This is a genomic window from Streptomyces hyaluromycini, assembly GCF_002217755.1.
GTDB classification, from domain to species: Bacteria; Actinomycetota; Actinomycetes; order Streptomycetales; family Streptomycetaceae; genus Streptomyces; species Streptomyces hyaluromycini.
This window is the reverse complement of the sequence record NZ_BCFL01000017.1, coordinates 948125-973020: the sequence shown is the minus strand read 5'-3', so window position 1 is coordinate 973020 and position 24896 is coordinate 948125. Positions and strand designations below refer to the sequence as shown.

Sequence of the window (24896 nt, the reverse complement as noted above, 5' to 3'; positions counted from 1 at the left end):
GTTGCGGTCCGTCATGGAGAAGGCCGTGCGTGGGCTGCGGGAAAACCCGCGTACGATCCGCAGGTGGCGGCAACGAGTGCGCTGGTGACTGCGTTGACGGACGCGTGGAAGCCTCTTTGCATACGTGCGATCAAAACTGCCAGACACAGGGAGCCGAAGACGTCCCCTGAACGCCTTGTTTCTGCCACGATTCCGAGTGGGTGGGGCTCGGAGCACAGCTCTCCCCGCCCAGAACCTCCGCCGGGGGGACCCCCAACCGGCACGCCTAAGACCAGTGGGAGAGTCACGGTGTACTTCGCCGCACTGCTCGCGCGCACCGAAGACGGGTGGGAAGCGAGCGACACAGAGCTCGACGATGTGGAGACCCTGTCGGACCTGGCCGACCTGGCCCGGGAATCGGCGTCGGACGCCGACGACACGGTGCTCGTCTTCATCGAGCAGGAAGACGCTTGGTTCGGCGTCGTGCGCGTCGACGGCGAGGAGGACCCCCGGGTCTTCGTCTCCAGCGCAGCCGCCGCCGCCCGGAGCTCGTACGGCGAGCTCCTGCTCACCGACGAACTGCTCGGAAGGGAGCCCAAGGACGAATCCGACGACCTGGACGCCCTCGACCTCGACGGCACCGAGGACGGTGAGCCGGAGGGCGACGAGGACGACGACGCGGACGGCTCCGCCGTGCCGGCCGGCCCGGTCGGCGACGCCGCGATCCTCGACGACCTGGGCGTGAGCGCGAAGGAGCTGCTGTCGCTCAGCGACGACGCGCTCAGCGAGATCGCCGAGGCCCTGGGCGCCTCCGACGTCCTGGAGACCGTCCGCTGACCCTCCACGAGGCACCCGGGTCCCCCGACCCGGTACGCGACCGCTGGCGGGCCGCGATGCGGCTCGCCCTGGTCGAGGCCGGCCGGGCCGTCCGGGGCGGGGACGTCCCCGTTGGTGCCGTCGTGCTGTCCCCGGACGGTACGACGGTCCTCGCCGCCGGGCACAACGAACGCGAGGCGACCGGCGACCCCACCGCGCATGCCGAGGTCCTCGCCCTGCGCCGGGCCGCCGCGGCGCTCGGGGAGTGGCGGCTCACCGGCTGCACCCTGGTCGTCACGCTGGAGCCCTGCACGATGTGCGCCGGCGCCCTGGTCCAGTCCCGGGTGGACCGGGTCGTCTACGGCGCCCGCGACGAGAAGGCCGGCGCCGCCGGGTCCCTCTGGGACGTCGTCCGCGACCGGCGCCTGAACCACCGCCCCGAGGTGGTCGAGGGCGTTCTGGCGGACGAATCCGCCCGCCTCCTCACGGACTTCTTCCGCACCCGCTGAACCCGCTCGCAGGGGCCTTCCCCGGCCCCCGAATACCGATTTCAGAGCACGGCCCCCCGTGCTGTAAGGTCTCCCTCGGTAGCGTGTCCGAGCGGCCGAAGGAGCTCGCCTCGAAAGCGAGTGTGGCGCAAGTCACCGAGGGTTCAAATCCCTCCGCTACCGCTGTCGCATGAAGGGTGGCTCCGAATCGGAGCCACCCTTCATGCGTTACGCCGACGGCTCGGGGCGCTTGCCCGCGTAGTTCCAGACGAGGGCCCCGAAGACCGGGGCGTGCAGCAGGAACAGCAGCCAGAGCCACTTCGGGACGTACCTGACCCGCTCCGCCGGTGTGCGCACGCAGTCGAGCAGCGCCGCCACGACGAGCACGATCAGCAGGGCGACGAGCCCGAAGGCCATCGTTGTCATCAGCATCTGTGTGTTCCCTCCGTCTTCGTTCCCTCGGCCCTTCATCGGAGCGACCCCCGCGATCGGTTCACGCTTCGGGGCAACGGAGCTTCGGAGCATGGGCGCATGGGCGCATGGGCGCATGGGAGAAAAAAATCCGGCATCCATCGCGCCGTTGGTCATACAAAACGATCGGAGAGTTACACTCGCGCCCGGCAGCCGGGTGACCAGACAGGGGAGAGGCCAGGTGGCGGTGAACGCCAAGAAGATCGCCGTCTACGTACTCGTGATCTTCGCGCTCTACGTGATCATCACGGACCCGCCCAAGGCGGCGGACTGGGTCCAGATAGTCTTCCAGGGCATATCGGACGCCGCGAAGTCCGTCGGCGACTTCTTCACCTGGCTGGCCGACGGGGCGAAGTAGACGCACTGGGAGTGCCCATGATCCGCCACCTGGTCCTCTTCAAGCTCAACGAGGGCGTCGAGCACGACGATCCGCGCGCCGTCGCGGGCGCCGAGGCCTTCTTCGCCCTCGGCGACCAGATCGAGGAGCTGCGCTTCTGGGAGTGCGGCTGGAACATCACCGACCGCCCCATCGCCCACGACTTCGCGATCAACTCGGCGGTCGAGGACCGGGACGCGCTGAAGCGGTACATCGAGCACCCGGCCCACCAGGCGGCCGCGGCGCAGTGGCGGGAGTTCGCCACGTGGGTGATCGCCGACTACGAGTTCTGAGCCGTACGGCGGCATCCGGATCCTGAGCCCCTCGCCTGCGACGGCGGGGGGCTTTACTGCGCCTTATGCCTCAACTTGCCAGTATTAATACCCAACACGACGTTATGAGGTGCTTGCACACAGTGCACATGTCTTGTGATGCTATGACCGCTTTTGACGGATGATTGACCGATGAAGAGGTGGCGTTGACCGTGTCGGCCAGTTCTGCGCCGCCCCAGGAAGAGGCGCCCGCCCCCGCTCAGACCCCCGCCCAGACCTCGATCCAGCCCCCGGCCCAGACCGCCACACAGACCGCCGCCCAGACCGCCGCCCAGACCGCCGCCCAGCCCCTCGCCCAGACCCCCGCCGCTCCCGCCCAAGGCGCCGCCCCCGCCCCGGAGAAGCGACGGGGCGCCGACACCCGGGCGCTGACCCAGGTGCTCTTCGGCCAGCTGAAGGAGCTCAAGCCGGGCACGCCGGAGCACAACCGGGTGCGCGCGGCGCTCATCGAGGCGAACCTCCCGCTCGTGCGCTACGCGGCCGCCCGCTTCCGCTCCCGCAACGAGCCGATGGAGGACGTCGTCCAGGTCGGCACCATCGGCCTGATCAACGCCATCGACCGCTTCGACCCGGACCGGGGCGTACAGTTCCCGACCTTCGCGATGCCGACCGTCGTCGGGGAGATCAAGCGCTACTTCCGGGACAACGTCCGCACCGTGCACGTCCCGCGCCGGCTGCATGAGCTGTGGGTCCAGGTGAACAGCGCCACCGAGGACCTGACCACCGCCTTCGGCCGCTCCCCCTCCACCGCCGAGATCGCCGAGCGGCTGCGGATCAGCGAGGAGGAGGTGCTCTCCTGCATCGAGGCCGGCCGGTCGTACCACGCGACCTCCCTGGAGGCCGCCCAGGAGGGCGACGGCCTGCCCGGCCTCCTCGACCGCATCGGCTACGAGGACCCGGCCCTGGACGGCGTGGAACACCGCGACCTGGTCCGCCACCTGCTCGTCCAACTCCCCGAGCGGGAGCAGCGGATCCTCCTGCTGCGCTACTACAGCAACCTCACCCAGTCGCAGATCAGCGCGGAGCTCGGCGTCTCCCAGATGCACGTCTCCCGTCTCCTGGCCCGCAGCTTCCAGCGCCTGCGCTCGGCGAACCGCATCGAGGCCTGAGCGCTCCGCCGGAAGTGCCGCGATGTGCCGTCTGCCGACTGCGGCGCCGTCGCGGCTGGTCGCGCAGTTCCTCCCCCAGCCTTCGGCCGGGGGTACCCCCAGCGCCCCTTCGGGGCGCTGCTTGGAGCCCGCCCCAGGGGCCCGTTACCGGTCCGAGACCCGCCGCGGGCGACTTGGTACGGCCGTAACCGGAAAAAGGATCGAGCCATCACCGGCGAGAGCGAATCGCTCACCAGCGCACTTCCCGACAGTTGAGGGTCGAAAATGCGTCAGACCCCCTTCATCCAGGGCGGATTCACATCTCGCATGTCGACATGTCACTACAGCGTGTTGCCGACATGTGACATTCTGCCGGAAGCGCGTTTGCCGAGGCTCCGGCTCCGGTATTCAGGTGAAGGCATCGTTCCTCCCAGGGAACGCCGCCGCGACCGTCCCGCGACCCAAAGGGGGTGGCATGTCCGCAGACCAGGGCAGCTCGAAGGTGCTCACGCCCACGAAAAGCGAGGCAGCGCCCAAGGAGCTCGACGCCATCGACGTGCTCGACAGCATCGAAGGCGCGATCCAAGGCGCCCCGGCGCTGGAGGCCCCTCCGACCCCGGAAGTCCCGGTGGTCTCGGAGAACCTCGACACCCGCACCCTGTCCCGCTCCCTGTTCCTGCGCCTTGCCGCACTCGACGAGGAGAGCCCCGAGCGTGCCTACGTCCGGGACACCCTGATCGAACTCAACCTCCCCCTCGTGCGCTACGCGGCGGCCCGCTTCCGCAGCCGCAACGAGCCGATGGAGGACATCGTCCAGGTCGGCACCATCGGCCTGATCAAGGCGATCGACCGCTTCGACTGCGAACGGGGCGTGGAGTTCCCGACGTTCGCGATGCCGACGGTCGTGGGCGAGATCAAGCGCTTCTTCCGTGACACCTCGTGGTCGGTGCGCGTCCCGCGCCGCCTCCAGGAGCTGCGCCTGGCCCTCACCAAGGCCAGCGACGAGCTCTCCCAGAAGCTGGACCGCTCCCCGACGGTGACGGAGCTCGCGGCCGTCCTGGGCGTCTCCGAGGAGGACGTGGTCGACGGCCTCGCCGTCGGCAACGCGTACACCGCCTCCTCCCTCGACTCCCCGGCCCCCGAGGACGACGGCGGCGAGGGCTCCCTGGCCGACCGCCTCGGTTACGAGGACACGGCCCTGGAGGGCGTCGAGTACCGCGAGTCGCTCAAGCCGCTCCTCGCCAAGCTCCCGCCCCGCGAGCGCCGGATCATCATGCTCCGCTTCTTCGCGAACATGACCCAGTCCCAGATCGGCGAGGAGGTCGGCATCTCCCAGATGCACGTCTCCCGCCTGCTGACCCGCACCCTGGCCCAGCTCCGCGAGGGCCTGATCTCGGACTGAGGTCGCGCCTACGGGTTCCTTACTGACGGAGTGTCAGCCACACTGGCGCGATGCCGCTCCGCAGCACACCGATCCGCAGGACACCGAGTGGCCGCCGGGCCGACGCCTCCGTGGCACCGGCGGCCGGCCCGACGCAGCCCCGCAGGGCGCGGGACGGCCGGTGGGTCACCGTCACGGCGGCCTCGGCGGTCGCCGCCTGCCTGGCCTCGGCACTCACGGCGTGCGGAGGAGGCGAGGCCGGCGGCTATACGGCGGTGGGGGCGGCGGGCGGCACGGCCCAAACGCCTGCGGCGGCACGACCGACGGGGTCGGTGACGCTGGTCCCGCTGGACGGGGCGAAGGGGGCGGACGGACCGGCGGGCACGACGAGCGGGCCGCACTCGACCGGCCCCGCCACAGCCGCCGCCGGCACACCCGACTCACCGTCTTCCCGGACCAGTTCGGCCGGCTCTCCCTCCCGCCGCGACGGCGCCCGGCCACGACGAAGCGACCCGGCGGTGCCGAACTCACCGCGGCCCGGCGCCTCTTCGGCCTCCCCCGCACCCGCGGCCCTCACCTGGAGCGCCCCCACCCGTGCGGCCACGGACAAGCGCTGGTGCGAGAAGGTGACCGTCACCTTCACCAACTCCGGCGGGACGGCGGTCCGTTCCGGCACGGTCACGCTCGGCACGCACATCATCGACCTGCTGGGCATCGACTGGTCGACGGTCACCTCGACGGAGCCCCTGCCGACCCCGGTCGCGCCCGGCTCCCGCATCAGCAGGACCTGGACGGTCTGCGTGGACGACTGGCGGGTGCCGCTCGGCATGCACGTCGAGACCCGGGTCGTGACGGTCGACTGGCGCTGAGCACGACGAAAGCCCGGGGCACGCGACCCCGGGTTCTCCGTCGTACCGCTGCCGTGGCGGCCGTACTACATGAGCGCGAGCCAGGCCACCGCCGCCACCACGACCACCACGGCGACGACGCCGAGGATCAGGCCGACACGAGGGCCGGAGGAGGAGGCGTAGGTGGACGTCGTCTGCTGGGAGGTCTGCGGGGCCTCGTCGACGAACGCGCGGAACATCTGGGTGCTGCCGGCGGGGTCGTAGTTGCCCTGGGGGCCCTGGGTGTTAGCCATGGCCCGAGACACTAGCGAATTCGCGGATGTCGCCCAAGTGGGGGGCCTCCCGTGGACGCAGCCGACCCCACCTGCGCGTTTACGTTCGCAATACTTGCCTTTGCCAAGTTTTTATACCCACCCCCCACTGATTCATTTGCCTGTGGCAACCAAGTAGTTCTATGGTTGCCCCAAGCAACGAATACGGTCGTGAGGAGGTGTGTGTGATGGCGAGGCAGGCGCAGTTCGAGGAGCTGGCGCGTCAGCTCAGCGCCGTCGGAGCCGTGAAGCGGGACCTGGGACGCATTCTGCCGCCCGAGTGCCCGACCGGTTCCGCGGCCGTGCTGACGCTGCTCGGCCGCCACGGCTCCATGCGCATGAGCAAGCTCGCCGAGCTGCTCGCCGTGGACATGTCCGTGACCAGCCGGCACGTGGCCCATGTCGCCGAGCGCGGCTGGATCGAGCGCTCCGCCGACCCGGCGGACAAGCGCTCCCGCATCCTGCACCTCACCCCCGCGGGCGAGGCGACCCTCCTGGACCTGTCCCGGCGCAGCACCGAGCTGCTCGCCGAGCGGCTGGGCGACTGGAGCGACGAGGAGGTCGACCAGCTGATCCGGCTGATGACCCGGCTCCGGGACAGCTTCGGCGACTGCCGGGCGGCGGCCCCGCACCCCCGGCTCGCCGCCGGCACGGCGCTCGCCCCGGGCACCCCGAAGGTCCCGGCCGAGGCCATGGACAGAGCCATGGACAAGGCCACGGTCACCTCCGCCGCCCGCGCCCCCACGCCCGTACTCGAACCGACGACCACCCGTACACCCGCATAAGACCCAAGAAAAGGAAGCCCATGGCAACGACCACACCAGCCGGTGTGCGGGCTCACGCCAAGCACGGGGGAGGCGGCTCCGGCAGCTCCGTCGAGCAGGCCCCGATGTCCCACCGGCAGATCATGGAGGCCATCTCCGGCCTCCTGCTCGGCATGTTCGTGGCGATCCTGTCCTCCACGATCGTCACCAACGCCCTGCCGCACATCATCAGCGACCTCGGCGGCGGCCAGTCCGCCTACACCTGGGTCGTCACCGCCTCGCTGCTGGCCATGACCGCGACCACCCCGCTGTGGGGCAAGCTGTCCGACCTGTACAGCAAGAAGGCGCTCGTCCAGATAGCCCTGGTCATATACGTACTGGGCTCCGCGGCCGCCGGTCTGTCGCAGAACGCCGGCATGCTGATCGCCTGCCGTGTCGTCCAGGGCGTCGGCGTCGGCGGTCTGTCGGCGCTCGCCCAGATCGTCATGGCCGCGATGATCTCGCCGCGTGAGCGCGGCCGTTACTCCGGCTACCTGGGCGCGACCTTCGCCGTCGCCACCGTCGGCGGCCCGCTGCTCGGCGGTGTCATCACCGACACCTCGTGGCTGGGCTGGCGCTGGTGCTTCTACGTCGGCGTCCCCTTCGCCGTCCTCGCGCTGATCGTGCTGCAGAAGACCCTGCACCTGCCGGTCGTGAAGCGGGACGTCAAGGTCGACTGGGCCGGCGCGTTCTTCGTCGCCGCCGCCGTCTCGCTGCTGCTGGTCTGGGTCACCTTCGCCGGTGACAAGTACGACTGGATCTCCTGGCAGACGTACGCGATGATCGGCGGTTCGATCGTCCTCGGTCTGATCTTCGTGCTCGTCGAGTCGAAGGCCAAGGAGCCGATCATCCCGCTGCGGCTGTTCCGCAACCGCACCATCACCCTGGCCTCGCTGGCCTCCCTGTTCGTCGGTGTCGCGATGTTCACCGGCACGGTCTTCTTCAGCCAGTACTTCCAGCTGGCCCGCGACAAGTCCCCGACGATGTCCGGTGTGATGACGATCCCGATGATCGGCGGTCTGTTCATCTCCTCCACCGTCTCGGGCCAGTTCATCACCCGCACCGGCCGCTGGAAGGCCTGGCTGGTCAGCGGTGGCGTGCTGGTGACGGCCGGCCTGGGCCTGCTCGGGACCATCCGCTACGACACGGCGTACTGGAAGATGTCGATCTTCATGGCGCTGCTGGGTCTCGGCATCGGCATGATGATGCAGAACCTGGTGCTGTGCACGCAGAACCAGGTCGCCCCGAGCGACCTCGGCTCGGCCAGCTCCACGGTCACCTTCTTCCGCTCCCTCGGCGGTGCGGTCGGCGTCTCGGCGCTGGGCGCGGTGATGGCCCACCGGATCACGCACTACGTGACGGAGGGCGCCGCCGCCCTCTCCCCCAAGTACCAGGCCGCCCTGGCCGGTTCCAGCTCGTCCAGCGACAGCCTCCCGGACCTGGGCAAGCTGCCCACCCCGCTGCGCACCCTCATGGAGAGCGCCTACGGCCACGCCATCGCCGACGTCTTCCTGATCGCCGGCGGCCTCGCGGCCCTCGCGTTCCTGATCAGCCTGTTCATCAAGGAGGTCCCGTTGAAGACCAAGGGCGGACTCGCCCAGGCCGCCGAGGCGGAGACCACGGAGAGCCCGGAGACCGCGCCTGCCGCCGTCGCCGCCGCTGTCCCGGCCCCCGCCGGGGAGCAGCAGGTCCCCGGCTGGGCCGCCCCGGTCGTGAGCAGCAGCACGGAGGCCGCGGCCGCGCCGGAGGCCACCCGGCAGTTCGCCGCCGTGGCCACCATCGCCGGTCCCGAGCAGTCGGCGGGCTCCGCCGGCACCCCGGTGCACGGTTTCGTGCGCGGTGCCGAGAGCGCCCCGGTCGCGCAGGCCGCGGTCACCCTCATCTCGCTGTCCGGCCGCCAGCTGGGCCGCTCGGTCGCGGGCTTCGACGGTTCCTACCGGCTGGACGCGCCCGGCGCGGGCTCGTACGTGCTGATCGCCTCCGCCGACGGCTACCAGCCGCAGGCCGCCACGATCGTGGTGGGCGAGGAGCCGGTGCCGTATGACATCTTGCTGAGCGGCACCAGTGGCCTGAGCGGCACCGTCCGCGGCGCCGGCAGCGCGCTCCCCGTCAAGGACGCGATGGTGATCGTCACCGACGTGCGCGGTGACCTGCTGGCCACCGCGGCCACCGGTGAGCAGGGCGACTTCCGCTTCGGCGAGCTGGTGCCGGGTGTCGTCACGGTCGCGGTGAACGCGGCCGGCTACCGGCCCCGCGCGGTCCCGGTCGAGATCGGCAGCACCGGGGTCACCCGGATCGAGGTCGACCTGGACGCCGGCGCCCAGCTCCAGGGTGTCGTACGGGCCCCGCACGGCCCGCTGGCGGACGCCCGCGTGACCCTCGTGGACGCGGCGGGCAACGTGGTCGGCACGGCCACCACCGGCGTGGACGGCGCGTACGCCTTCGCCGACCTGGACGGCGGCGACTACACCGTGATCGCGACGGGCTACCCGCCGGTCGCCACGGCCCTGAACGTCACCGGCGCCGGTGTCGACGGCCACGACATCGAACTCTCCCACCCGGGCGAGTAGTTCGCACTCCGGCCCGTGGCGGGCGCGCCCACAAGGAGGCGCCCGCCACGGGCCGGTCCCATACGACCAATTTGTAAGTCTCTGAGCGCTTTGGTGCTCAAGTGTTCGCAGGGAGAAACGGGATGGGACTGACCGCGAGGATCCGCACCCGGGACGGATGGGCCGTGTCGCACGCGGTCGTCACGGTGACCGACATGACCGGCACGCAGGTGCTGCGCGCCGAGGCCGACGACGAGGGCACGGTCCGCGACCCGAACCCGCTGGCGCCCGGGGCGTACACCGTCATCGTCACGGCCGTGGGCTACGCGCCCGCCGCCGCCAGCGCCATCGTCACCGCGAGCGGGCGCGCCGAGGTCGGCACGGTCACGCTGGCGCGGCAGGGCGGCACCGAACTGCCCCCGCCGGGCCCGTGGACGGTGGACCCGGCGCACTCCACCGTGGGCGCGGTCGCCCAGCACCTGGGCATCTCCAGCGTCCGCGGCCGCTTCACGGACTTCAGCGCCTGGATCGAGATCGCCCCCGACGACATCGCCAAGTCCCGCGTCCAGGCGGTCATCCGCGCCGCCTCCATCGACACCGGCAACGGCATGCGCGACACCCACCTGCGCTCCGCCGACTTCCTGGACGTCGAACGCCACCCCGAGATCACCTACTACTCGACGGGCCTCACGGCGGCCGGCTCCGACCGCTGGACGGTCCACGGCGAGCTCTCGCTGCACGGTGTCGTACGACCGGTCGACCTCACCCTCTCCTACCTCGGCACCGGCGCCGACCCGTGGGGCGGCACACGCGCCGCGTTCCGCGCGACGACGGAGCTGCACCGCGAGGACTTCGCCATGAACTACAACCAGGTGGTGCAGGCGGGCATCGCCGCGATCGGCACGACCCTCAAGATCGAGCTGGAGATCCAGGCGGTGCAGGGCGAGTCGCTGCCGCAGGCGTGAACATGAGCCCGGCAGGGACAGGCTGAGCGGGCCCCGCGGCCCTAGGCTGGCGCCATGGCACCGAACATCGCGACGAACACCACCGTCTCCCTCGACGAACTGCTGGACTTCGTACGATCGCGCCACCGCGCGATCCTGCTCACCCGGCGCGCCGACGGCAGCCCGCAGGGGTCGCCGCTGACCTGCGGGGTGGACGACTCCGGGCGCATCGTCGCCTCCACGTACCCCGAGCGGGCGAAGACGCGGAACGCGAAGCGGGACGAGCGGGTCAGCGTGATCGTCCTCAGCGACGACTGGAACGGGCCGTGGGTGCAGGTCGACGGGCGGGCCGAGGTTCTTGACGCACCGGAGTCGGTGGAGCCGCTGGTGGAGTACTACCGGAACATCGCCGGGGAGCATCCGGACTGGGACGAGTACCGGGCGGCGATGGTGAAGCAGGGGAAGTCGATCATTCGGGTGACGCCGGAGAAGTGGGGGCCGGTGGCGACCGGGGGATTTCCGGCGCGGTTGGCTTCGCCGGACGCGTAAGAGGGAGGACCGGGCGCCTAAGAGCTCGGGGTGCGTCATCGTTCGCGGGTGCGGGTTCGCTGTGGCTGGTCGCGCCCACGCGGCGGAGCCGCATATCGGACACAGTCCCGCGCCCCTTTCAGGGGCGCTGCACCATGGCCTCGATTCCAGCGATCAGCAGATCCAGTGCGAACGTGAAGTCCCTGTCCAGCATCTCGGCGACCGTGTCGCCGCCCCTTGCCGCCATGAGGTCCTTCGACTCCTCGATGATCTGTGCCGTCGCCGGGGCCTCGGTCACCGCGGTCATCGCGGTGTTGAAGTACTCGTCCTGGGTCATGCCGGCCGCCGCCACGCGCTCGGCGAAGTGGCCCTCGATCGTCCCGTAGCCGTAGACGAACTGGAAGACGGCCGAGATCGCGCCGGTCACGCCGTGCGCGGGCAGGCCGGCGCGGCGGACCACCTGCTGGACCACCCGGGAGAAGGCGAGCGAGTGGGGGCCGATGTTGAGGTAGCGGCCGGCCAGCGGGGAGAACCAGGGGTGGCGGACCAGCAGGGCGCGGTACTCCGTGGCCAGCGCCCGCAGTTGCTCCCGCCAGTCGCCGACGGCGGCATCGGGCAGGGACAGCTCGCCGAAGGCCGCGTCGAGGGCGAGTTCGAGCAGGTCGTCCTTGGTGTCGACGTACCAGTACACGGACATGGCGGTCACCTTGAGCTCGGCCGCCAGCCGCCGCATGGAGAACTTGTCGAGCCCGTCGGAGTCGAGGAGCCGGACGGAGACGGAGGTGATACGGGCCCGGTCGAGTCCGGAAGGCTGCCCGCCACGGCCACCGCGGCGGTCCTTCTCCTCAAGCCACACGCTGGCCCGCGCCATCACGACACCTTCCTCCACGACCACTTCTCAAGATGCTAAGACCGCAACGCCCCGTTTTTTGGGGGGGGCGCGGGGAACTGCGCGACCAGCCATACACAACCCGCAGCCGCGAACGGACACGCGCCCCCTCCCCACTAGGCGGCATTCTTCTCCGCCCGCCTGAGAAGCCCCGCCGCCACGAACCCCCCGGCAACGACAGCAACGGCTCCCACCAACTGCCCCGCCCCCAGCCCGTCCGCCAACGACTTCCCCGAGGCCACCCAAGAGCTCAGCACCGCGCCCAGTACGGCGACCCCCAACCCGTTCCCGAACTCGGCGAGCGTGCCGTTGATCCCGGCTCCCACCCCGGCCTTCTCCGGAGGAATCGCGCTCATGATGGCGTGCGCCATCGCCGGGTTGGCGATCGCGCACCCCGCGCCGATCAGCAGCAGACCGAGCAGCGTGCCGCCGTAGCCGCTCGAATCGAGCACGGCGATGGACACCAGGCCCAGCGACATCAGCAGCATCCCCAGGGCTGTCGCCACCGGCGTCCCCAGTCGCGTCGCCCACCTGGCCGACAGGCCGCTGAAGTTGAGGGCGACGACCGTCAGCGCGAGCGGCGCCGTCCGCAGACCCGCCTCCAACGCGCCGTATCCGAGGACGAGTTGCAGGTGCTGGGTGAGCAGGAACAGCGCTCCGCCCATGCCGAAGGTGATGAGGACCGCACCGGCGACGGCACCCGTGAAGCGGCGGTCCCTGAAGAAGTGCGGGTCGAGCATGGGGTACGGGACCCGGCTCTCCCAGTACGCGAAGAGGCCCAGCACCAGTACCGCCACGACGGCCGTGCCCAGCACCCGCGCCGACGTCCAGCCGTGCTCCGGGCCGGAGATGATCGCGAAGACCAGCGCGGCCATGCCGACCGTGGAGAGCAGCGCGCCTAGCAGGTCGGGGCGGTCGCCCTGAGGGTTCTTCGACTCGGGGACCAGGGCGATGACGGCCGCCAGGGCCAGCGCGGCCACCGGGAGGTTGATCAGGAAGATCGCGCCCCACCAGAAGTGGTTGAGCATGAACCCGCCGATCAGCGGACCGGCGGCGAAGCCCAGCGCGTTGACGGCGCTCCAGATGCCGATGGCCTTGGGGTGCTCGTCGGGGGTGAAGATCTGCATCGCCACGGCCAGGGTGGTCGTCAGCAGCAGCGCACCGCCCACGCCCATGCCGGCCCGCGCCGCCACCAACTGGCCCGTCGAGTCGGCCAGGCCCGCGGCCAGCGAACCCGCGCCGAACAGGACCAGGCCCGCGATCAGCATCTTCTTGCGGCCGTAGCGGTCGGCGGCGCTGCCCGCCGTGAGCAGCAGGCCGGACTGGACGAGCGAGTACGCGTTGATCATCCACTGGATGTCGGCGGTGGCCGCGTGCAGCTCCCGGGTGAGGGAGGGGATGGCCACGTTGAGGACGGTGTTGTCGAGCAGCACGGTGAGCTGCGCGAGACAGATGACACCGAGGATCAGCCAGCGCTTGGGGTGCCCCTGAGAAGTCATGTTGTACACCGTAAGACGGTTCCTATACGGCGTACAACGCGGTTTCTCGCGGCACGGCAAAGGGCGGTGACCGGGGAGGTCACCGCCCTTGCGCCGCTCAGGAGTTGGTCAGCTGCTGCTCGCCTTCTGTGTGAGGTCGTAGAAGGTGGACGAACCCACCGTCACCTTCTTGAAGTTCTTCTCGACCCAGGAGGTGATCTGCGAGGACGTGCCGCTGCTGCTGCCGCCCATGCCACCGCCTCCGGTGCCGGAGGAGATGAAGTAGTGGATCTTTCCTTCGGCCACGTACTTCTCGAACTGGGCCAGCGTCGGCGACGGGTCGGTGCCGTTGAAGCCGCCGATCGCCATCACCGCGTCACCGGTGGAGAGCTGGTAGCTCGCCGCGTTCTGGGCACCGATGGCCGCCGCGACCCAGGTGTACTGGGAGGAGTTCTTCTGCAGCAGCGCCTTCGCCTCGGAGGTGACGGTCGCGCCGTTCAGCAGACCGCCGACGCCACCGCCGCCGGCCATGCCGCCGCCCTCGCCCATCCGGCCGCCGCCCGGGAAGCCCCCGGTGCCGTTCTGCGTGGTTCCGTTGCCGCCCTGCTGGTTCTGGCCCGGCATACCGCCGCCGAAGCCACCGGTGCCACCGGTGCCGCCGCCCGGGAAGCCGCCGGTGCCGTTCTGGCCCTGGCCCTGTCCCTGACCCTGGCCCTGCGTGGTGCCACCGCCGCCCGTGCCGCCGCCGAAGCCGCCCCGGCCGCCGCCGGGACCGCCACCGCCGCCGAAGCCCATCGTGCTGGCGCCCGCCGGACCGGCCGTCGGGATGGAGCCGGTGTGCGCGGAGCTCACCGTGCTGAGGGTGTACGCCGTCGGGCCCGCCAGTGCGGCCACCAGGCCGACCGCGGCCGCACCGAGGGCGAGCTGCCGCGAGATCCGGCCCGCGAAGACCAGGCCGAGCGCGGCGGCCAGACCGCCGATCAGGACCAGGTACTTCAGCCAGGGCAGGTAGGTGGAGGTGCGGTCGAGGAGGACGTAACCCCACACCGCGGCCGAGACCACGGCGGCGGCGAGGGTGATCGACGCCCACAGCTCGGCGCGCTTCTCCCAGAGGAGACCCGCGCCCATGCCGACCACGGCGGCGATGTAGGGGGCGAGGGCGACCGTGTAGTACTGGTGGAAGATGCCCGCCATGTAGCTGAACACGATCATGGTCATCAGCAGCGAGCCGCCCCAGACCAGGAACGAGGCCCGGGTCACCGAGGTCCGCTTCAGCCTGCGGGTCGCCACCAGACCGGCGACGAGGAGGATCAGCGCGGCCGGGATCAGCCAGGAGATCTGGCTGCCGATCTCGTCGTTGAACATCCGGTTCCAGCCGGTCGCGCCCCAGCGGCCGGTGCCGGTGCCGCCACCGCCGCCGACGCTGCCGGTCTCGTCGCCGCTGATGCGGCCGAGGCCGTTGTAGCCGAAGGTCAGCGACAGGAAGCTGTTGTCCTGCGAGCCGCCGATGTAGGGGCGGGAGGAGGCCGGCCACAGCTCGACGATCGCCACCCACCAGCCGCCGGCGACGACCAGCGCGCCGGTCGCCAGGGCCAGCTGCCCGATCCGCTTCTTCCACGTGTGCGGGCCGACGGCCGCGTACACGAAGGCCAGCGCCGGCAGGATCAGGAACGCCTGGAGCGTCTTGGCGAGGAAGGCGAAGCCGATCGCCACGCCCGCCCACACCAGCCACTTCGTCTTGCCGTCCTCGACGGCCCGGACCACGAAGTAGCAGGCCAGCGCCATCAGCAGGGCCAGCATGGCGTCCGGGTTGTTGAACCGGAACATCAGCGCCGCGACGGGGGTGAGCGCGAGCACGGCGCCCGCGATCAGGCCGGCCGCGGGGCTGAACCGGCGGCGCACGGAGGCGTAGACGACCGCGACCGTGCCGACGCCCATGAGGACCTCGGGGCCGAGGATCGTCCAGGAGTTCAGGCCGAAGATCCGGGCCGCGATCTCCATCGGCCACATGAACGCCGAGGGCTTGTCGACGGTGATCGCGTTGCCCGCGTCCAGCGAGCCGAAGAACATCGCCTTCCAGCTCTTGGTGCCCGCCTGGACGGCGGCCGAGTAGAAGGAGTTGGAGTAGCCGTTGACGCTCAGGTTGTAGAAGTACAGCACCGCGGTGACGAGCAGCAGGCCGAGGAAGGCCGGGCGCGCCCAGCGGGGGTCCTCGGGGCGGCCGCGCCACAGTCTCCGGACGAAGGGCTGCTTCGGTTCGCCCCAGCCCGTCTGCGGGGCCGGCGCGGCGGAGGCGTCATGGCCGTCCGGCGCGAACTGCGGCTGCTGCTGCTCCTGCTCCTGCTCCTGCTGCGACTGCGACTGCGGGGGAGCGGCGGGCGAAGCAGCGGGGGGTGCGGTCGGGGGCGGGCCCCACTGGGTCACGGGGTCGGTGTTCGTACTCATCGGGGTTCCCCCGGCTCGGTGTCGTGGGGGCGCACCGGCTGCAACTGCATGGTGCTGTCCCTCCAGGTGCCGTCCGCGGCTTCACCGGCGCGGAACTGAGTGGTCGTGGTGCCGTTCTGGGGGTACGGCTGGTGCGTGGGGCGCTGCGGGAGCGGGCCCTGCGGCTGGTACGGGGCCGGGGTCCCGGTCCTGTAGGCGGGGGACGCCGGGTTGTGCGTCGCCACCACCATCGACTCCTGCCGGTCGGTACCGGTACCGGAGCCGGCGCCGTCGCGGTCGGGGAAGACCCAGGCGCGGAAGAGCAGGAAGCGCAGCACGGTCGCCGCGAGGTTGGCGGCGATCAGCACCGCCAGCTCGGTGGAGTGCGAGGGGTCGCTGGTCGCCGCGTTCAGGGCGGCGAGGGAGCCGCTGGTGAGCGCGAGGCCGATACCGAAGACGACCAGGCCCTGCGCCTGGTGCCGGACCGCCCCGCCCCGGCCGCGCACCCCGAAGGTGAGGCGCCGGTTGGCGGCCGTGTTCGCCACCGCCGACACCAGAAGCGCGAGCGCGTTGGCTGTCTGCGAACCGGAGAACTCCCGGAAGAGGCTGTAGAGGACCAGGTAGAAGAGGGTCGACAGGCCGCCGACCACGCAGAACCCGACGAGCTGGCGGGCCAGGCCCTTCGGCACGTCCTGGATGTCGCGGTCGCGCGGGTCGTCGCCGAACGGGCGGGCCACCCGGTCCAGCGGCAGCGAACCGGTGGCCAGGGCCTTGCCGACCCGCCACACGCCCTTGAGGTCCTCGGTCGCCGTCTTCACGATGTGCACGGTCGAGTTCGGGTCGTCGACCCAGTCGACCGGCACCTCGTGGATACGGAGGCCCGCGCGCTCGGCGATCACCAGCATCTCGGTGTCGAAGAACCAGCCGGTGTCCTCGACCATCGGCAGCAGCACCTGGGCGACATCGCGCCGGATCGCCTTGAAGCCGCACTGCGCGTCCGAGAAGCGGGCCTGCAGCGAGCCGCGCAGGATCAGGTTGTACGAGCGGCTGATGAACTCCCGCTTGGCGCCGCGCACCACGCGCGACGAGCGGGCCAGCCGGGAACCGATCGCCAGGTCGGAGTGGCCGGAGATGAGCGGCGCCACCAGCGGCAGCAGCGCGTTCAGGTCGGTCGACAGGTCCACGTCCATGTACGCGAGGATCGGCGCGTCCGAGGCCGACCAGACGGTCCGCAGCGCCCGGCCGCGGCCCTTCTGCTCCAGCCGGAACGACTTCACCTCGGCGATCTCCGCCTCAAGCTGCTTCGCCACCTGGGGGGTGGTGTCCGTGGACGCGTTGTCCGCGATGGTGATGCGGTACGCGTACGGGAAGGTGTGCTTGAGGTGCTCATGCAGTCTGCGGACGCATGGGCCGAGGTCCTTCTCCTCGTTGTAGACGGGGATCACAACGTCCAGGACAGGCGTTCCGGCATTGCCGGCCGGGAGGTGCTCCCGCGCCGGCAGGGTGCCGGGAGAAGAGTCGGTTCGCATGGCATCGACTCTCGTCAAGCGCCCTGTTGCACCCATGTGGTGGCACTGTGCTGTGCCTGTGAGTGCGATTGCCAGTTCGTTTCGGGGGAAGGCTGGGGAGCCGCCGGGGCAAGCGCGGGCAGATAGAGGGTGAACACCGTACGGCCGGGCACGCTGTCCACGGTGACGGCACCGCCGTGTGCGGTCGCGACGGCCTGCACGATGGCGAGCCCGAGTCCGGTGGACCCCGTGGACCGCGACCGCGCGGAGTCACCGCGCGCGAACCGCTCGAAGACGTGCGGCAGCAGATCCGGCGGGATGCCCTGCCCGTTGTCCTCGACGTCCACGCACATCCACGGCCCGCGCCGCTCGATGCGGGCGGTGACGGTGGTCCCCGGCGGGGTGTGCTTGCGCGCGTTGCCGAGCAGGTTGATCAGCACCTGCTGGATACGGGCCGCGTCGGCGGCGACCAGCGCCGGCTCGTCGGGCAGGTCGAGGCGCCAGTTGTGGTCCATGCCTGCGGCACGCGTGTCGCTGATCGTGTCGACGACGAGCGGGATGAGGTCGGTGTGCTCGAACTGCAGCGGCCGCCCCGCGTCCAGCCGGGCGAGCAGCAGCAGGTCCTCGACGAGGAGGGTCATCCGCCCGGCCTCGGACTCGATACGGCCGAGGGCGTGCCGGGTGTCGGGCCCGACCTGCTCCCTGCCGCGCCGGGTCAGCTCGGCGTAGCCGCGGATGGAGGCGAGCGGGGTCCGCAGCTCGTGACTGGCGTCGGCGACGAACTGCCGTACCCGCATCTCGCTCTGCTGGCGGGCGTGCAGGGCGCCGTGCACGTGGTTGAGCATCCGGTTGAGCGCGGAACCGACCTGGCCGACCTCGGTGTGCGGGTCGCACTCGGTGTCCGGCACCCGCTCGCTGAGGTTCACCTCTCCGGTGTGGAGGGTGAGTTCGGAGACGCGGGTGGCGGTGGTGGCGACCCGGCGGAGGGGGCGGGTGGCGACGCCGACGATGACGGTGCCGGCGAGGGTGGCGGCGATCAGGCCGGAGACGGTGAGGCTGATCTCGACGATGATCAGGGTGTTGATGGTGCCGTCGGCGTCGGAGGTCGGGATACCGACGTAGAAGGTGCCCTTGTTGCCCGTGACGTACTGGACCTTGTAGGTGCCGAGGCCGGGGATGTCGACCGTGTGCGGTTTCTGGTCCTGGGCGACGGAACCGATCACCTTGAGCTGGGCCTCGCTCAGGTTCCCGGCGCTCATCTGGGTGTAGCCGGCGGAGTTGTTCTCCTTGTTGCCGACCTTGCCGCTGGTGACCGACCCGTTCTCGACCGTGGCCGCGATGGCCTTCTGCGGCTGGGGACCGCGGGTGACGAAGTCCTCAAGGACGGACGTCTGCGTCGGCTTGAGCGTCTTGCCGTTGCCGGGGAGGTCGGTGCCGTTGCCGTTGCCTTTGCCGTCGGGACCGCCGATCGGTCCGCCCGACAGGCGTGCGGCGGCCTCCTTCAGGGAGCTGTCCAGCTGCCCGTACAGGTGGTCACGCAGCACGAGGGTGGTGACGGTCCCGATCACCGCGCAGACCACGGCGATCAGCGTCACCGACACGACGACGAGCCGAGTCCGCAGGGTGCGCGGCTTTCCCGCTCGTCGCTTCTGCGTACGCGGCCGTCGTCGCCCGCTCATGACGCGGCTGGCTTGATCAGGTAGCCGGCGCCACGCCGGGTGTGGATCATCGGCTCACGGCCGGCGTCGATCTTCCGTCGCAGGTACGAGATGTAGAGCTCGACCACATTGGCCTGCCCGCCGAAGTCGTACGACCACACACGGTCGAGTATCTGGGCCTTGCTGAGCACCCGCCGCGGGTTGCGCATCAGGAAGCGCAGCAGCTCGAACTCGGTGGCGGTGAGGTGGATCGACTCCCCGGCCCGCGAGACCTCGTGGCTGTCCTCGTCCAGGGTGAGGTCACCGACGACGAGCACGGAGTCGGAGCGCCGGTCGGCGGCACCGGAGCGGCGGATCAGCCCGCGCAGCCGGGCCACGACCTCTTCGAGACTGAAGGGCTTGGTGACGTAGTCGTCGCCACCGGCGGTGAGACCCGCGATCCGGTCCTCGACCGCGTCCTTCGCGGTCAGGAACAGCACCGGCACGTCCGGCAGTTCGCGCCGCAGGCGCCCCAGCACGGTGAGGCCGTCCATGTCGGGCAGCATCATGTCGAGGACGACGGCGTCGGGCCGGAACTCCCGGGCGGTCTGTATCGCGCCCTGCCCGTCACCGGCACTCCGGATCTGCCAGCCCTCGTAACGGAGGGCCATGGAAAGGAGTTCGGTGATCGACAGCTCGTCGTCCACCACAAGCACTCGGACGGGGCTCCCGTCCGGCCTCAGCAGTTCGGTGCGCCCCTGGGGCGAGGTCGTGGTCATGGTGGACACCTTGTCCGGGTCCTCTGAGAACACGCTTTCACTAATCTGTGATTTCCCTAAGAAACACACAGGTGCCTCTCAGGGAACGCCTGGGAATCCCATCACGTGCGCATGAACTCGTGACCACGCTCGCGCCGGGCTGTGCGGATCATGTCCGTCCGGAGCCCGCCCCGCGCCGTTCGTGAAGTGTCGATGAACCGCTGATGAGAGCGTACCGAGCCGGCGCGGGTGCCGCGCGGCGAGGCTTCCCCGGGTTCAGAAGAGCCCGCCCTGGGGTGCCGCGAACTCCCTTACAGGCACCCTGACTTGCCCTTCCTCCCCCGCCCCGGCGGCGGTCAGCTCCCAGCCGGGCAGCAAGCGCGTGTCGAGGACGACGACACCGCGCCGGGTGGCGAGATGCAGATCCGGCCCGGCCGCCGCGACCAGCTCACCGCTCACCACACCGCCCGGCACCAGCTCGGTCACCTCGCCGACGGCGGCGGGAACCCCGTCCAGCCCGAACACCCCTAGATGGTCGACCACTTGGCAGGGCTCGGGGACGAGGGACTCGGGCCAGCCGCCGAGCGCGACAGAAAGCGCGTGCAGTTCTTCGATCTCGGCCGCCCGCCCGGCCCGGGTCGCCGGCAGCAGGGCGCGCACGGCGCGCTTGGCCCCGTACGGGATCCGGTCCGGCACCCGGAGCGCGGCCCGCAGCAACTCCTCGGCCCGCCGGGCGGCCATCAGCGGCCCGGCACCGAGCCAGCTGAAGCACACGGCCCCCTGCTCCAGCAGCCGGGCCGGCCCCCGCTCGACGGCCGTGATCCCCACCTTGACCATGCCGGGCCCGAACCACGCGAGATACACGTGGTACGGCCGGGGATCATCGGCGAGGGTGTCGGCGGCCACGGAGTGCGCCCGGTCCAGCCGCGCACACTCCTCGCACCGGGCGCCGGTACTCCTGCCGGACACGGGTGCCCTGGTCGGGCAGGCATGCCCGCGCGCCCCCACGCACTCCCGCACACCCCGGGTCGCAGCCCCGTCGGCGCCCCCTTCCGAGAGCCCTTCCGCGACCCCTTCCGAGACCCCGAAGGCCACGCGCTTCCCCCGGGCGAGTGGACTGCGCCGCCCGCCGCTCCACACCAGCACGGGCCCGCCGTCCGACCACCGCAGCCCCGAGCATTTCCACACCTGTGCCATCACTCACGAGGGTAGAGGGCGGCACTGACAACGGCCCGGGGCTACCGGCTATGGGTTGAGGCGACCGGCTAGAGCTTGGGACCGACCGACGACAGCCCAGGGTGACCGGCTAGGGCTCGGGGTGACCGGCCACGGCTCGGGGCGACCGGCCACGGCTCGGGGCGACCCGCTGTAGCCGGGGGCGACCGGCTATAGCTGGGGGCGACCGGCGACAGCCGCCGACGGCGCAGCAGCCGATGACGGCCGCCGACAGCCCGCAGCGGCCGATGACGGCCGGCGACAGCCCGCAGCCGCCGATGACGCTCTCGGCTGCCAACAACGGGCCGGGGCAGCTGACTTGGACGGGGCCCGGGGGGGATCCTCAACCTCTCCCGATCAGCCGCCGGCCTCCGCGGTCGCCGGTTCCGCCTCGTCGGCGGCGGACACCGGCCGGAGCGCCGACGCGGTACGCCGCCCACGGCCGGCCAGCCGGCAGGAGACGCATCCGGGGTGGCCGTCGCGGGCGCCGGTGTCCCGCACGCCGAGGGGCCACTGTGCCCGGGGCCGCGGCCCCGGCGGCTTGCCCCACCCCGCCAGATGCAGATACCAGGTGACCAGGACGCTCACGGCACACACCGCGAGCCCTGCGACCAGGGCGGCGACCGAGACCGTACACACGCCCAGCCCCAGCAGACCGCTTCCGACGGTCGCGATCGCGGTACCGGTCCACCCTGCCACCGTGTGGCCTTCGTCGTGCTGACTCACGTACCCGTCTCCCCTTCATAGGCAGCGGAAACACACAGTCCGACGCGAGGGCGACTACAATCCCTCACCGGATAAGAAATTTACTACCCACACCTCTCACGCACTAAGAGAATCCGGGGATCCGACAATCCGGGGATCCCGGAACCCAAAGGCACTCGGTAACTCGGTCATCTCGAACGACGAATCGGGAACGCACATGCACGGCAAGCCGCGACCGGCCGCCGACGCGGCCCGGGCACTGTCCGCCATGGACCACCTCATCGCGGCCCATGTGATCGGCCAGCAGGAACTGGCCCGGCGGCTCGGGGTGAACGTCACGGACCTCACCTGCTTCGCCTTCGTCCTGGAGGCGGGCACCGACCTGCTGACGGCAGGCGACCTGGCCGCGCGCGCCCATGTGACGACGGGCGCGGTGACGGGCATCCTCAACCGCCTGGAACGCGCGGGCTACGTCACCCGCCGACCCGACCCCGACGACCGCCGCCGGGTCCGCGTCGCCGCGGTCCCGGAAGCCGTCACCCGAGTCGAGGCGGTGTACGCCGGCCACTACGCACGCCTCACCGAACTGTTCGCCGACTACACCCCCGACGAACTCGCCACCCTCACGGACTGGTTCACCCGGGCCACCGCCCTGGCACACGACTACTTGGAGAAGCTCAACAGGAACGACTCGGCGGAGCCCTGCTGAACTCGCGCTTGGCCGTCGGCCGCCATGCGGGTCTGCCCGTACGGCTCCGTGAAGTCGGCCATCCCACGGGCCATGGCACGCGTCCTTCGTACAACGCCCCAGGACGTGACCGCCACACCGAGGACCAGCGTGATGATCCAGACGGTCGGCCGGGTGTCGGTGAAGACCACGTCAGCCGATAGCCGAACTCGACGGCTGCCGCGGCCGTGCCGGGGTGTGCCACCGGGCCGAAACCCGGCCGCCGCTGGTACCGCTTTCAGCGCGGTTCCAGTGGTTCCCGCGATTCCCTGTGCTTCCTGCGCTGCGCGCGCTGCGTACGCCGCATGGCGCTCGCGCTGCCCACGATCGCCACGAACGCGGTCCCGCCGATCGAGATGGTGATGCTCGACGCGTCGGGGAGACGGTGATGCTGGACCCAGTAGATCCCGTCGGCCAAGGCGAGCCCCGCCAGGCAGGCGGTCCAGATCAACAGGGCTTTGGATGCGAACAGTCGGAGATCTCTGCCGTCGGCCATGGCGTCATGTTGCGGCCACGCTGCGGCGCCTGGCCAGAGTTCTGCGAATCGCACGGCGCTCGGCCGGCTTCGACCGCGTCGCGGATGCCCTGAGGGGTGACGGCAACGGCCCGGCTCCCAGGGCTAGCCGATGAGGGTCTCCTTCGGACGGACCACACAGAACTCGTTCCCCTCCGGATCGGCCAGCACCGTCCACGACTCGTCACCGCTCTGTCCGACGTCCGCTCTGCGAGCGCCGAGTGCGAGGATCCGCTCGATCTCGGCCTCCCTGTCCTCCGCCGCCGAGGTCAGATCGAGGTGCAGGCGGTTCTTGACGACCTTGCGATCGGTCACCGGCATGAAGCAGATTCCCACCGGGGCCGTCTCGTCCGGCCCGATCACCACCTCCCGCTCCCGCTCGGAGAGGACCCGCCAGCCCAGCACCTCGGCCCAGAACCGGGCCAGAGCGGGAAGATCATGGGCGTCGATGACGATGTGATGCAACGAGACAGGCATGCCGGACAGTGTTCCCCTCCAAGAGCACGGACAGACCGGAGCCGGTTCCCGTCGAACACTGCCGTCGGGGCAAAAGCCAGAGGCCGGGTCAGGGCGCCGTAGCGCTCGTTGCCCGCACCAGCAGTTCTCGGGCATCGCGTACGCACGCGTGGTCGGGGCTGAACAGTTCCGTGAGAGCGGTGATGGTGTCGCGGGCGGCCTGGGCCGCCTCGTCGTGGCGTTCGAGGCCCAGGAGAGCCTCGGCCGTGGGGACGCCGGCCGTGTGGGCCTCGGCGGCGTCGAAGTGTCGAGAGGCGGTGTAGGCCTGGCGGGCACTGGTCACGCAGTCGAGGGCCTCGGCGTAGCGGCCTTGCGCGCTGAGTGAATGGGCGAGGCTCTGCTCCAGGGCGAAAATCAAGTCGCCTCTGTCGTCCTGCCGCACCCGCATGGCCGCCAGGGCTTTGCGTGCGGCCGACTCCGCCTCCTCCGACCGTCCTTGGCGGGTGAGGGCGTAGGAAAGTGCGTGTGTCGCGATCCACCGCACGAAGAGGCCTGTGGGCGCGGGTGTGAACACGCTCCGCTCGATGATGGCACGCGCATCGGTTTCGGCCTCTTCGAACCGGCGCAGGTGACACAGTTCGGAGGAGCGCAGGGCCCGCACGCTGAGCCACGCCGAGCTGAGCTCGTCGACGTGTTCCCCGAGCTGATCGCCAACGGCTTCGTACGCGCGAGCGGCTTCCTCGTGGCGGCCCAGACGGGACAGGCTGGCGGCGTGCAGTCGCAGCAGGATCGGAGTGGCCCGGTCGGTCAGGGCCTGGCCTCGGATTCTCCGAAGTCGCCGGAACCCTGCCTCCGCCTCGGCTACGGGACCGGTACGGAGCAGACCGACGCTCAGCTGGTACAGGGCCAGCTGCGTCGCGCGATGCCCGTCACCGAGGCGGCTCTCGGCCTCGGCCAGGCACTCGCGCAGCTCGGCCTGAGCCTCATCCGAAATCGCGCCCACTCCGTCTGAGGGGACGGCCCGCTTGATGCGTTGCAGGAGAGCCTCTGCCTCCAGGGCCGCCGTGTCCGCGCGCCGTCGCTTGAAGATCCCCACCCTGTCCTCCCCCTGACCCGCCGAGTCGGCACCGATCCTGTCATGCAGCTCCCCGACGATCGCCCTGCAAGCCCACACCACATGGAGGAGACTCGACGGCTGCTTCGCTCCGCGTCTGTCCGTCGGCGTCGAATTCAGCTGTTGACGTCAGCCGCACCAGAGCCGGGTGATCAGCCCAGGGCCGGGCCGCGTCCATACCCGGTGCACGGGCGCGGAGCACCGCCGCAGACCCAACACCTCAAGCGCCGGTGGCCCTGACTCTGCACATTGCTGAAGCCGAAACGCAAAAGGCCCCGGATCTCTCCGGGGCCTCGCACCTGTGCGCACTCGGCAGGATTCGAACCTGCAACCTTCTGATCCGTAGCTCGGTAGAGATCGGTTGGGGAGGGGCATACCGATTACTCGGAAGCATCTGAAGGGGGCTGAAGGCCGGCGGCGGTTGCTGGGGTTGCTGTACCCGGCTGCTGTACAGCTGCCACGGCATCACGGGCGCGGGCGAGGTTGCTGCGGGCGGTGAGGGTGTCGGGGTGGTCGTCGCCCAGAATGCGCACGTAGTCAGCCAGGACCCGCTCTTG

The 24896-nt window shown here is 70.7% G+C and carries 26 protein-coding genes and 1 tRNA gene; 13 read left to right on the top strand and 14 right to left on the bottom strand.

All coding sequences use genetic code 11. The features are described 5' to 3' along the window. Positions 1-288: 288 nt before the first annotated feature. From SSP29_RS55455 to SSP29_RS12390, 3 genes are all read left to right on the top strand, one after another. Positions 289-816 (top strand): tRNA adenosine deaminase-associated protein, encoded by a 528-nt coding sequence (locus SSP29_RS55455; RefSeq protein ID WP_089100596.1) that lies wholly within the window; start codon positions 289-291, stop codon positions 814-816. 56 nt (positions 817-872) lie between these two features. Continuing rightward, on the top strand, positions 873-1304 hold the full coding sequence (gene tadA / locus SSP29_RS12395) for a tRNA adenosine(34) deaminase TadA (RefSeq protein WP_150134022.1): 432 nt from the start codon (positions 873-875) through the stop codon (positions 1302-1304). A 77-nt stretch (positions 1305-1381) separates the two neighbouring features. Beyond that, positions 1382-1466, top strand: a tRNA-Ser gene (locus SSP29_RS12390). A gap of 45 nt (positions 1467-1511) precedes the next feature. On the opposite strand, the gene SSP29_RS58440 is transcribed toward SSP29_RS12390, so the two are convergent. Continuing rightward, on the bottom strand, positions 1512-1715 hold the full coding sequence (locus SSP29_RS58440) for a PLDc N-terminal domain-containing protein (RefSeq protein WP_167449904.1): 204 nt from the start codon (positions 1713-1715) through the stop codon (positions 1512-1514). A gap of 220 nt (positions 1716-1935) precedes the next feature. Here SSP29_RS58440 and SSP29_RS58435 point away from each other — a divergent pair, with 220 nt between their 5' ends. From SSP29_RS58435 to SSP29_RS12360, 5 genes are all read left to right on the top strand, one after another. Further along, complete coding sequence (locus SSP29_RS58435; protein ID WP_089100593.1) at positions 1936-2112, top strand: hypothetical protein; 177 nt, start codon at positions 1936-1938, stop codon at positions 2110-2112. A 17-nt stretch (positions 2113-2129) separates the two neighbouring features. Continuing rightward, positions 2130-2423: a Dabb family protein gene (locus tag SSP29_RS55450; protein WP_089100592.1), complete on the top strand. Its 294-nt coding sequence runs from the start codon at positions 2130-2132 to the stop codon at positions 2421-2423. Between the two features lie 185 nt (positions 2424-2608). After that, on the top strand, positions 2609-3571 hold the full coding sequence (locus SSP29_RS12370) for an RNA polymerase sigma factor SigF (RefSeq protein ID WP_438363792.1): 963 nt from the start codon (positions 2609-2611) through the stop codon (positions 3569-3571). A 454-nt stretch (positions 3572-4025) separates the two neighbouring features. Then, positions 4026-4952, top strand: a complete 927-nt coding sequence (locus SSP29_RS12365; protein WP_089100591.1) for an RNA polymerase sigma factor SigF — start codon at positions 4026-4028, stop codon at positions 4950-4952. Positions 4953-5002: 50 nt separating this feature from the next. Further along, on the top strand, positions 5003-5800 hold the full coding sequence (locus SSP29_RS12360) for a TrbL/VirB6 family protein (RefSeq protein WP_150134018.1): 798 nt from the start codon (positions 5003-5005) through the stop codon (positions 5798-5800). A gap of 65 nt (positions 5801-5865) precedes the next feature. Here SSP29_RS12360 and SSP29_RS12355 read toward each other — a convergent pair whose 3' ends face one another. After that, positions 5866-6072 (bottom strand): hypothetical protein, encoded by a 207-nt coding sequence (locus SSP29_RS12355; RefSeq protein ID WP_089100590.1) that lies wholly within the window; start codon positions 6070-6072, stop codon positions 5866-5868. Positions 6073-6278: 206 nt separating this feature from the next. On the opposite strand from SSP29_RS12355, the gene SSP29_RS12350 reads away from it, so the two are divergent. The 4 genes from SSP29_RS12350 (at position 6279) to SSP29_RS12335 (ending at position 10935) form a co-directional block, all read left to right on the top strand. Then, entirely contained in the window at positions 6279-6875 is a 597-nt protein-coding gene (locus tag SSP29_RS12350) for a MarR family winged helix-turn-helix transcriptional regulator (RefSeq protein WP_089100589.1), read from the top strand. A gap of 104 nt (positions 6876-6979) precedes the next feature. Next, positions 6980-9463 (top strand): MFS transporter, encoded by a 2484-nt coding sequence (locus tag SSP29_RS12345; RefSeq protein ID WP_167449913.1) that lies wholly within the window; start codon positions 6980-6982, stop codon positions 9461-9463. A 122-nt stretch (positions 9464-9585) separates the two neighbouring features. Further along, positions 9586-10407 (top strand): YceI family protein, encoded by an 822-nt coding sequence (locus tag SSP29_RS12340; protein ID WP_089100587.1) that lies wholly within the window; start codon positions 9586-9588, stop codon positions 10405-10407. Between the two features lie 54 nt (positions 10408-10461). Further along, the gene (locus SSP29_RS12335; RefSeq protein WP_089100586.1) at positions 10462-10935 is read left to right on the top strand and encodes a PPOX class F420-dependent oxidoreductase; all 474 of its coding nucleotides are present in this window, start codon (positions 10462-10464) and stop codon (positions 10933-10935) included. Between the two features lie 118 nt (positions 10936-11053). Here the strand turns inward: SSP29_RS12335 and SSP29_RS12330 are convergent, their stop codons facing one another. The 8 genes from SSP29_RS12330 to SSP29_RS12295 all read right to left on the bottom strand — a co-directional run bounded on the left by SSP29_RS12330 (position 11054) and on the right by SSP29_RS12295 (position 21549). After that, complete coding sequence (locus SSP29_RS12330; RefSeq protein WP_150134016.1) at positions 11054-11785, bottom strand: TetR/AcrR family transcriptional regulator; 732 nt, start codon at positions 11783-11785, stop codon at positions 11054-11056. Between the two features lie 134 nt (positions 11786-11919). After that, entirely contained in the window at positions 11920-13302 is a 1383-nt protein-coding gene (locus SSP29_RS12325; protein WP_150134015.1) for an MFS transporter, read from the bottom strand. A 108-nt stretch (positions 13303-13410) separates the two neighbouring features. After that, complete coding sequence (locus SSP29_RS12320; RefSeq protein WP_089100584.1) at positions 13411-15726, bottom strand: glycosyltransferase family 39 protein; 2316 nt, start codon at positions 15724-15726, stop codon at positions 13411-13413. Beyond that, on the bottom strand, positions 15723-17234 hold the full coding sequence (locus SSP29_RS12315; RefSeq protein ID WP_089100583.1) for a bifunctional glycosyltransferase family 2/GtrA family protein: 1512 nt from the start codon (positions 17232-17234) through the stop codon (positions 15723-15725). Before SSP29_RS12315 ends, SSP29_RS12320 begins: the two co-directional genes overlap by 4 nt. A gap of 14 nt (positions 17235-17248) precedes the next feature. Then, positions 17249-18892, bottom strand: a complete 1644-nt coding sequence (locus SSP29_RS12310) for a sensor histidine kinase (protein WP_089100582.1) — start codon at positions 18890-18892, stop codon at positions 17249-17251. Then, complete coding sequence (locus SSP29_RS12305) at positions 18889-19629, bottom strand: response regulator transcription factor (protein WP_150134013.1); 741 nt, start codon at positions 19627-19629, stop codon at positions 18889-18891. Before SSP29_RS12305 ends, SSP29_RS12310 begins: the two co-directional genes overlap by 4 nt. Positions 19630-19884: 255 nt before the next feature. After that, the gene (locus tag SSP29_RS12300; RefSeq protein ID WP_089100580.1) at positions 19885-20805 is read right to left on the bottom strand and encodes a DUF2797 domain-containing protein; all 921 of its coding nucleotides are present in this window, start codon (positions 20803-20805) and stop codon (positions 19885-19887) included. A 375-nt stretch (positions 20806-21180) separates the two neighbouring features. Next, positions 21181-21549, bottom strand: a complete 369-nt coding sequence (locus SSP29_RS12295; RefSeq protein WP_089100579.1) for an HGxxPAAW family protein — start codon at positions 21547-21549, stop codon at positions 21181-21183. A gap of 196 nt (positions 21550-21745) precedes the next feature. Here SSP29_RS12295 and SSP29_RS12290 point away from each other — a divergent pair, with 196 nt between their 5' ends. Then, the gene (locus SSP29_RS12290) at positions 21746-22237 is read left to right on the top strand and encodes a MarR family winged helix-turn-helix transcriptional regulator (RefSeq protein ID WP_089100578.1); all 492 of its coding nucleotides are present in this window, start codon (positions 21746-21748) and stop codon (positions 22235-22237) included. Here SSP29_RS12290 and SSP29_RS59330 read toward each other — a convergent pair. The 4 genes from SSP29_RS59330 to SSP29_RS12270 all read right to left on the bottom strand — a co-directional run bounded on the left by SSP29_RS59330 (position 22192) and on the right by SSP29_RS12270 (position 24321). Beyond that, positions 22192-22407 carry a hypothetical protein gene (locus tag SSP29_RS59330; RefSeq protein ID WP_089100577.1) on the bottom strand — a complete coding sequence of 72 codons (216 nt, stop codon included), beginning with the start codon at positions 22405-22407 and terminating at the stop codon, positions 22192-22194. The genes SSP29_RS12290 and SSP29_RS59330 overlap by 46 nt on opposite strands. Before the next feature lie 86 nt (positions 22408-22493). Beyond that, complete coding sequence (locus tag SSP29_RS12280) at positions 22494-22751, bottom strand: hypothetical protein (protein WP_089100576.1); 258 nt, start codon at positions 22749-22751, stop codon at positions 22494-22496. 123 nt (positions 22752-22874) lie between these two features. After that, entirely contained in the window at positions 22875-23246 is a 372-nt protein-coding gene (locus SSP29_RS12275; protein ID WP_089100575.1) for a VOC family protein, read from the bottom strand. An 88-nt stretch (positions 23247-23334) separates the two neighbouring features. Continuing rightward, positions 23335-24321 (bottom strand): tetratricopeptide repeat-containing protein, encoded by a 987-nt coding sequence (locus tag SSP29_RS12270; RefSeq protein WP_145968881.1) that lies wholly within the window; start codon positions 24319-24321, stop codon positions 23335-23337. Between the last annotated feature and the right edge of the window lie 575 nt (positions 24322-24896).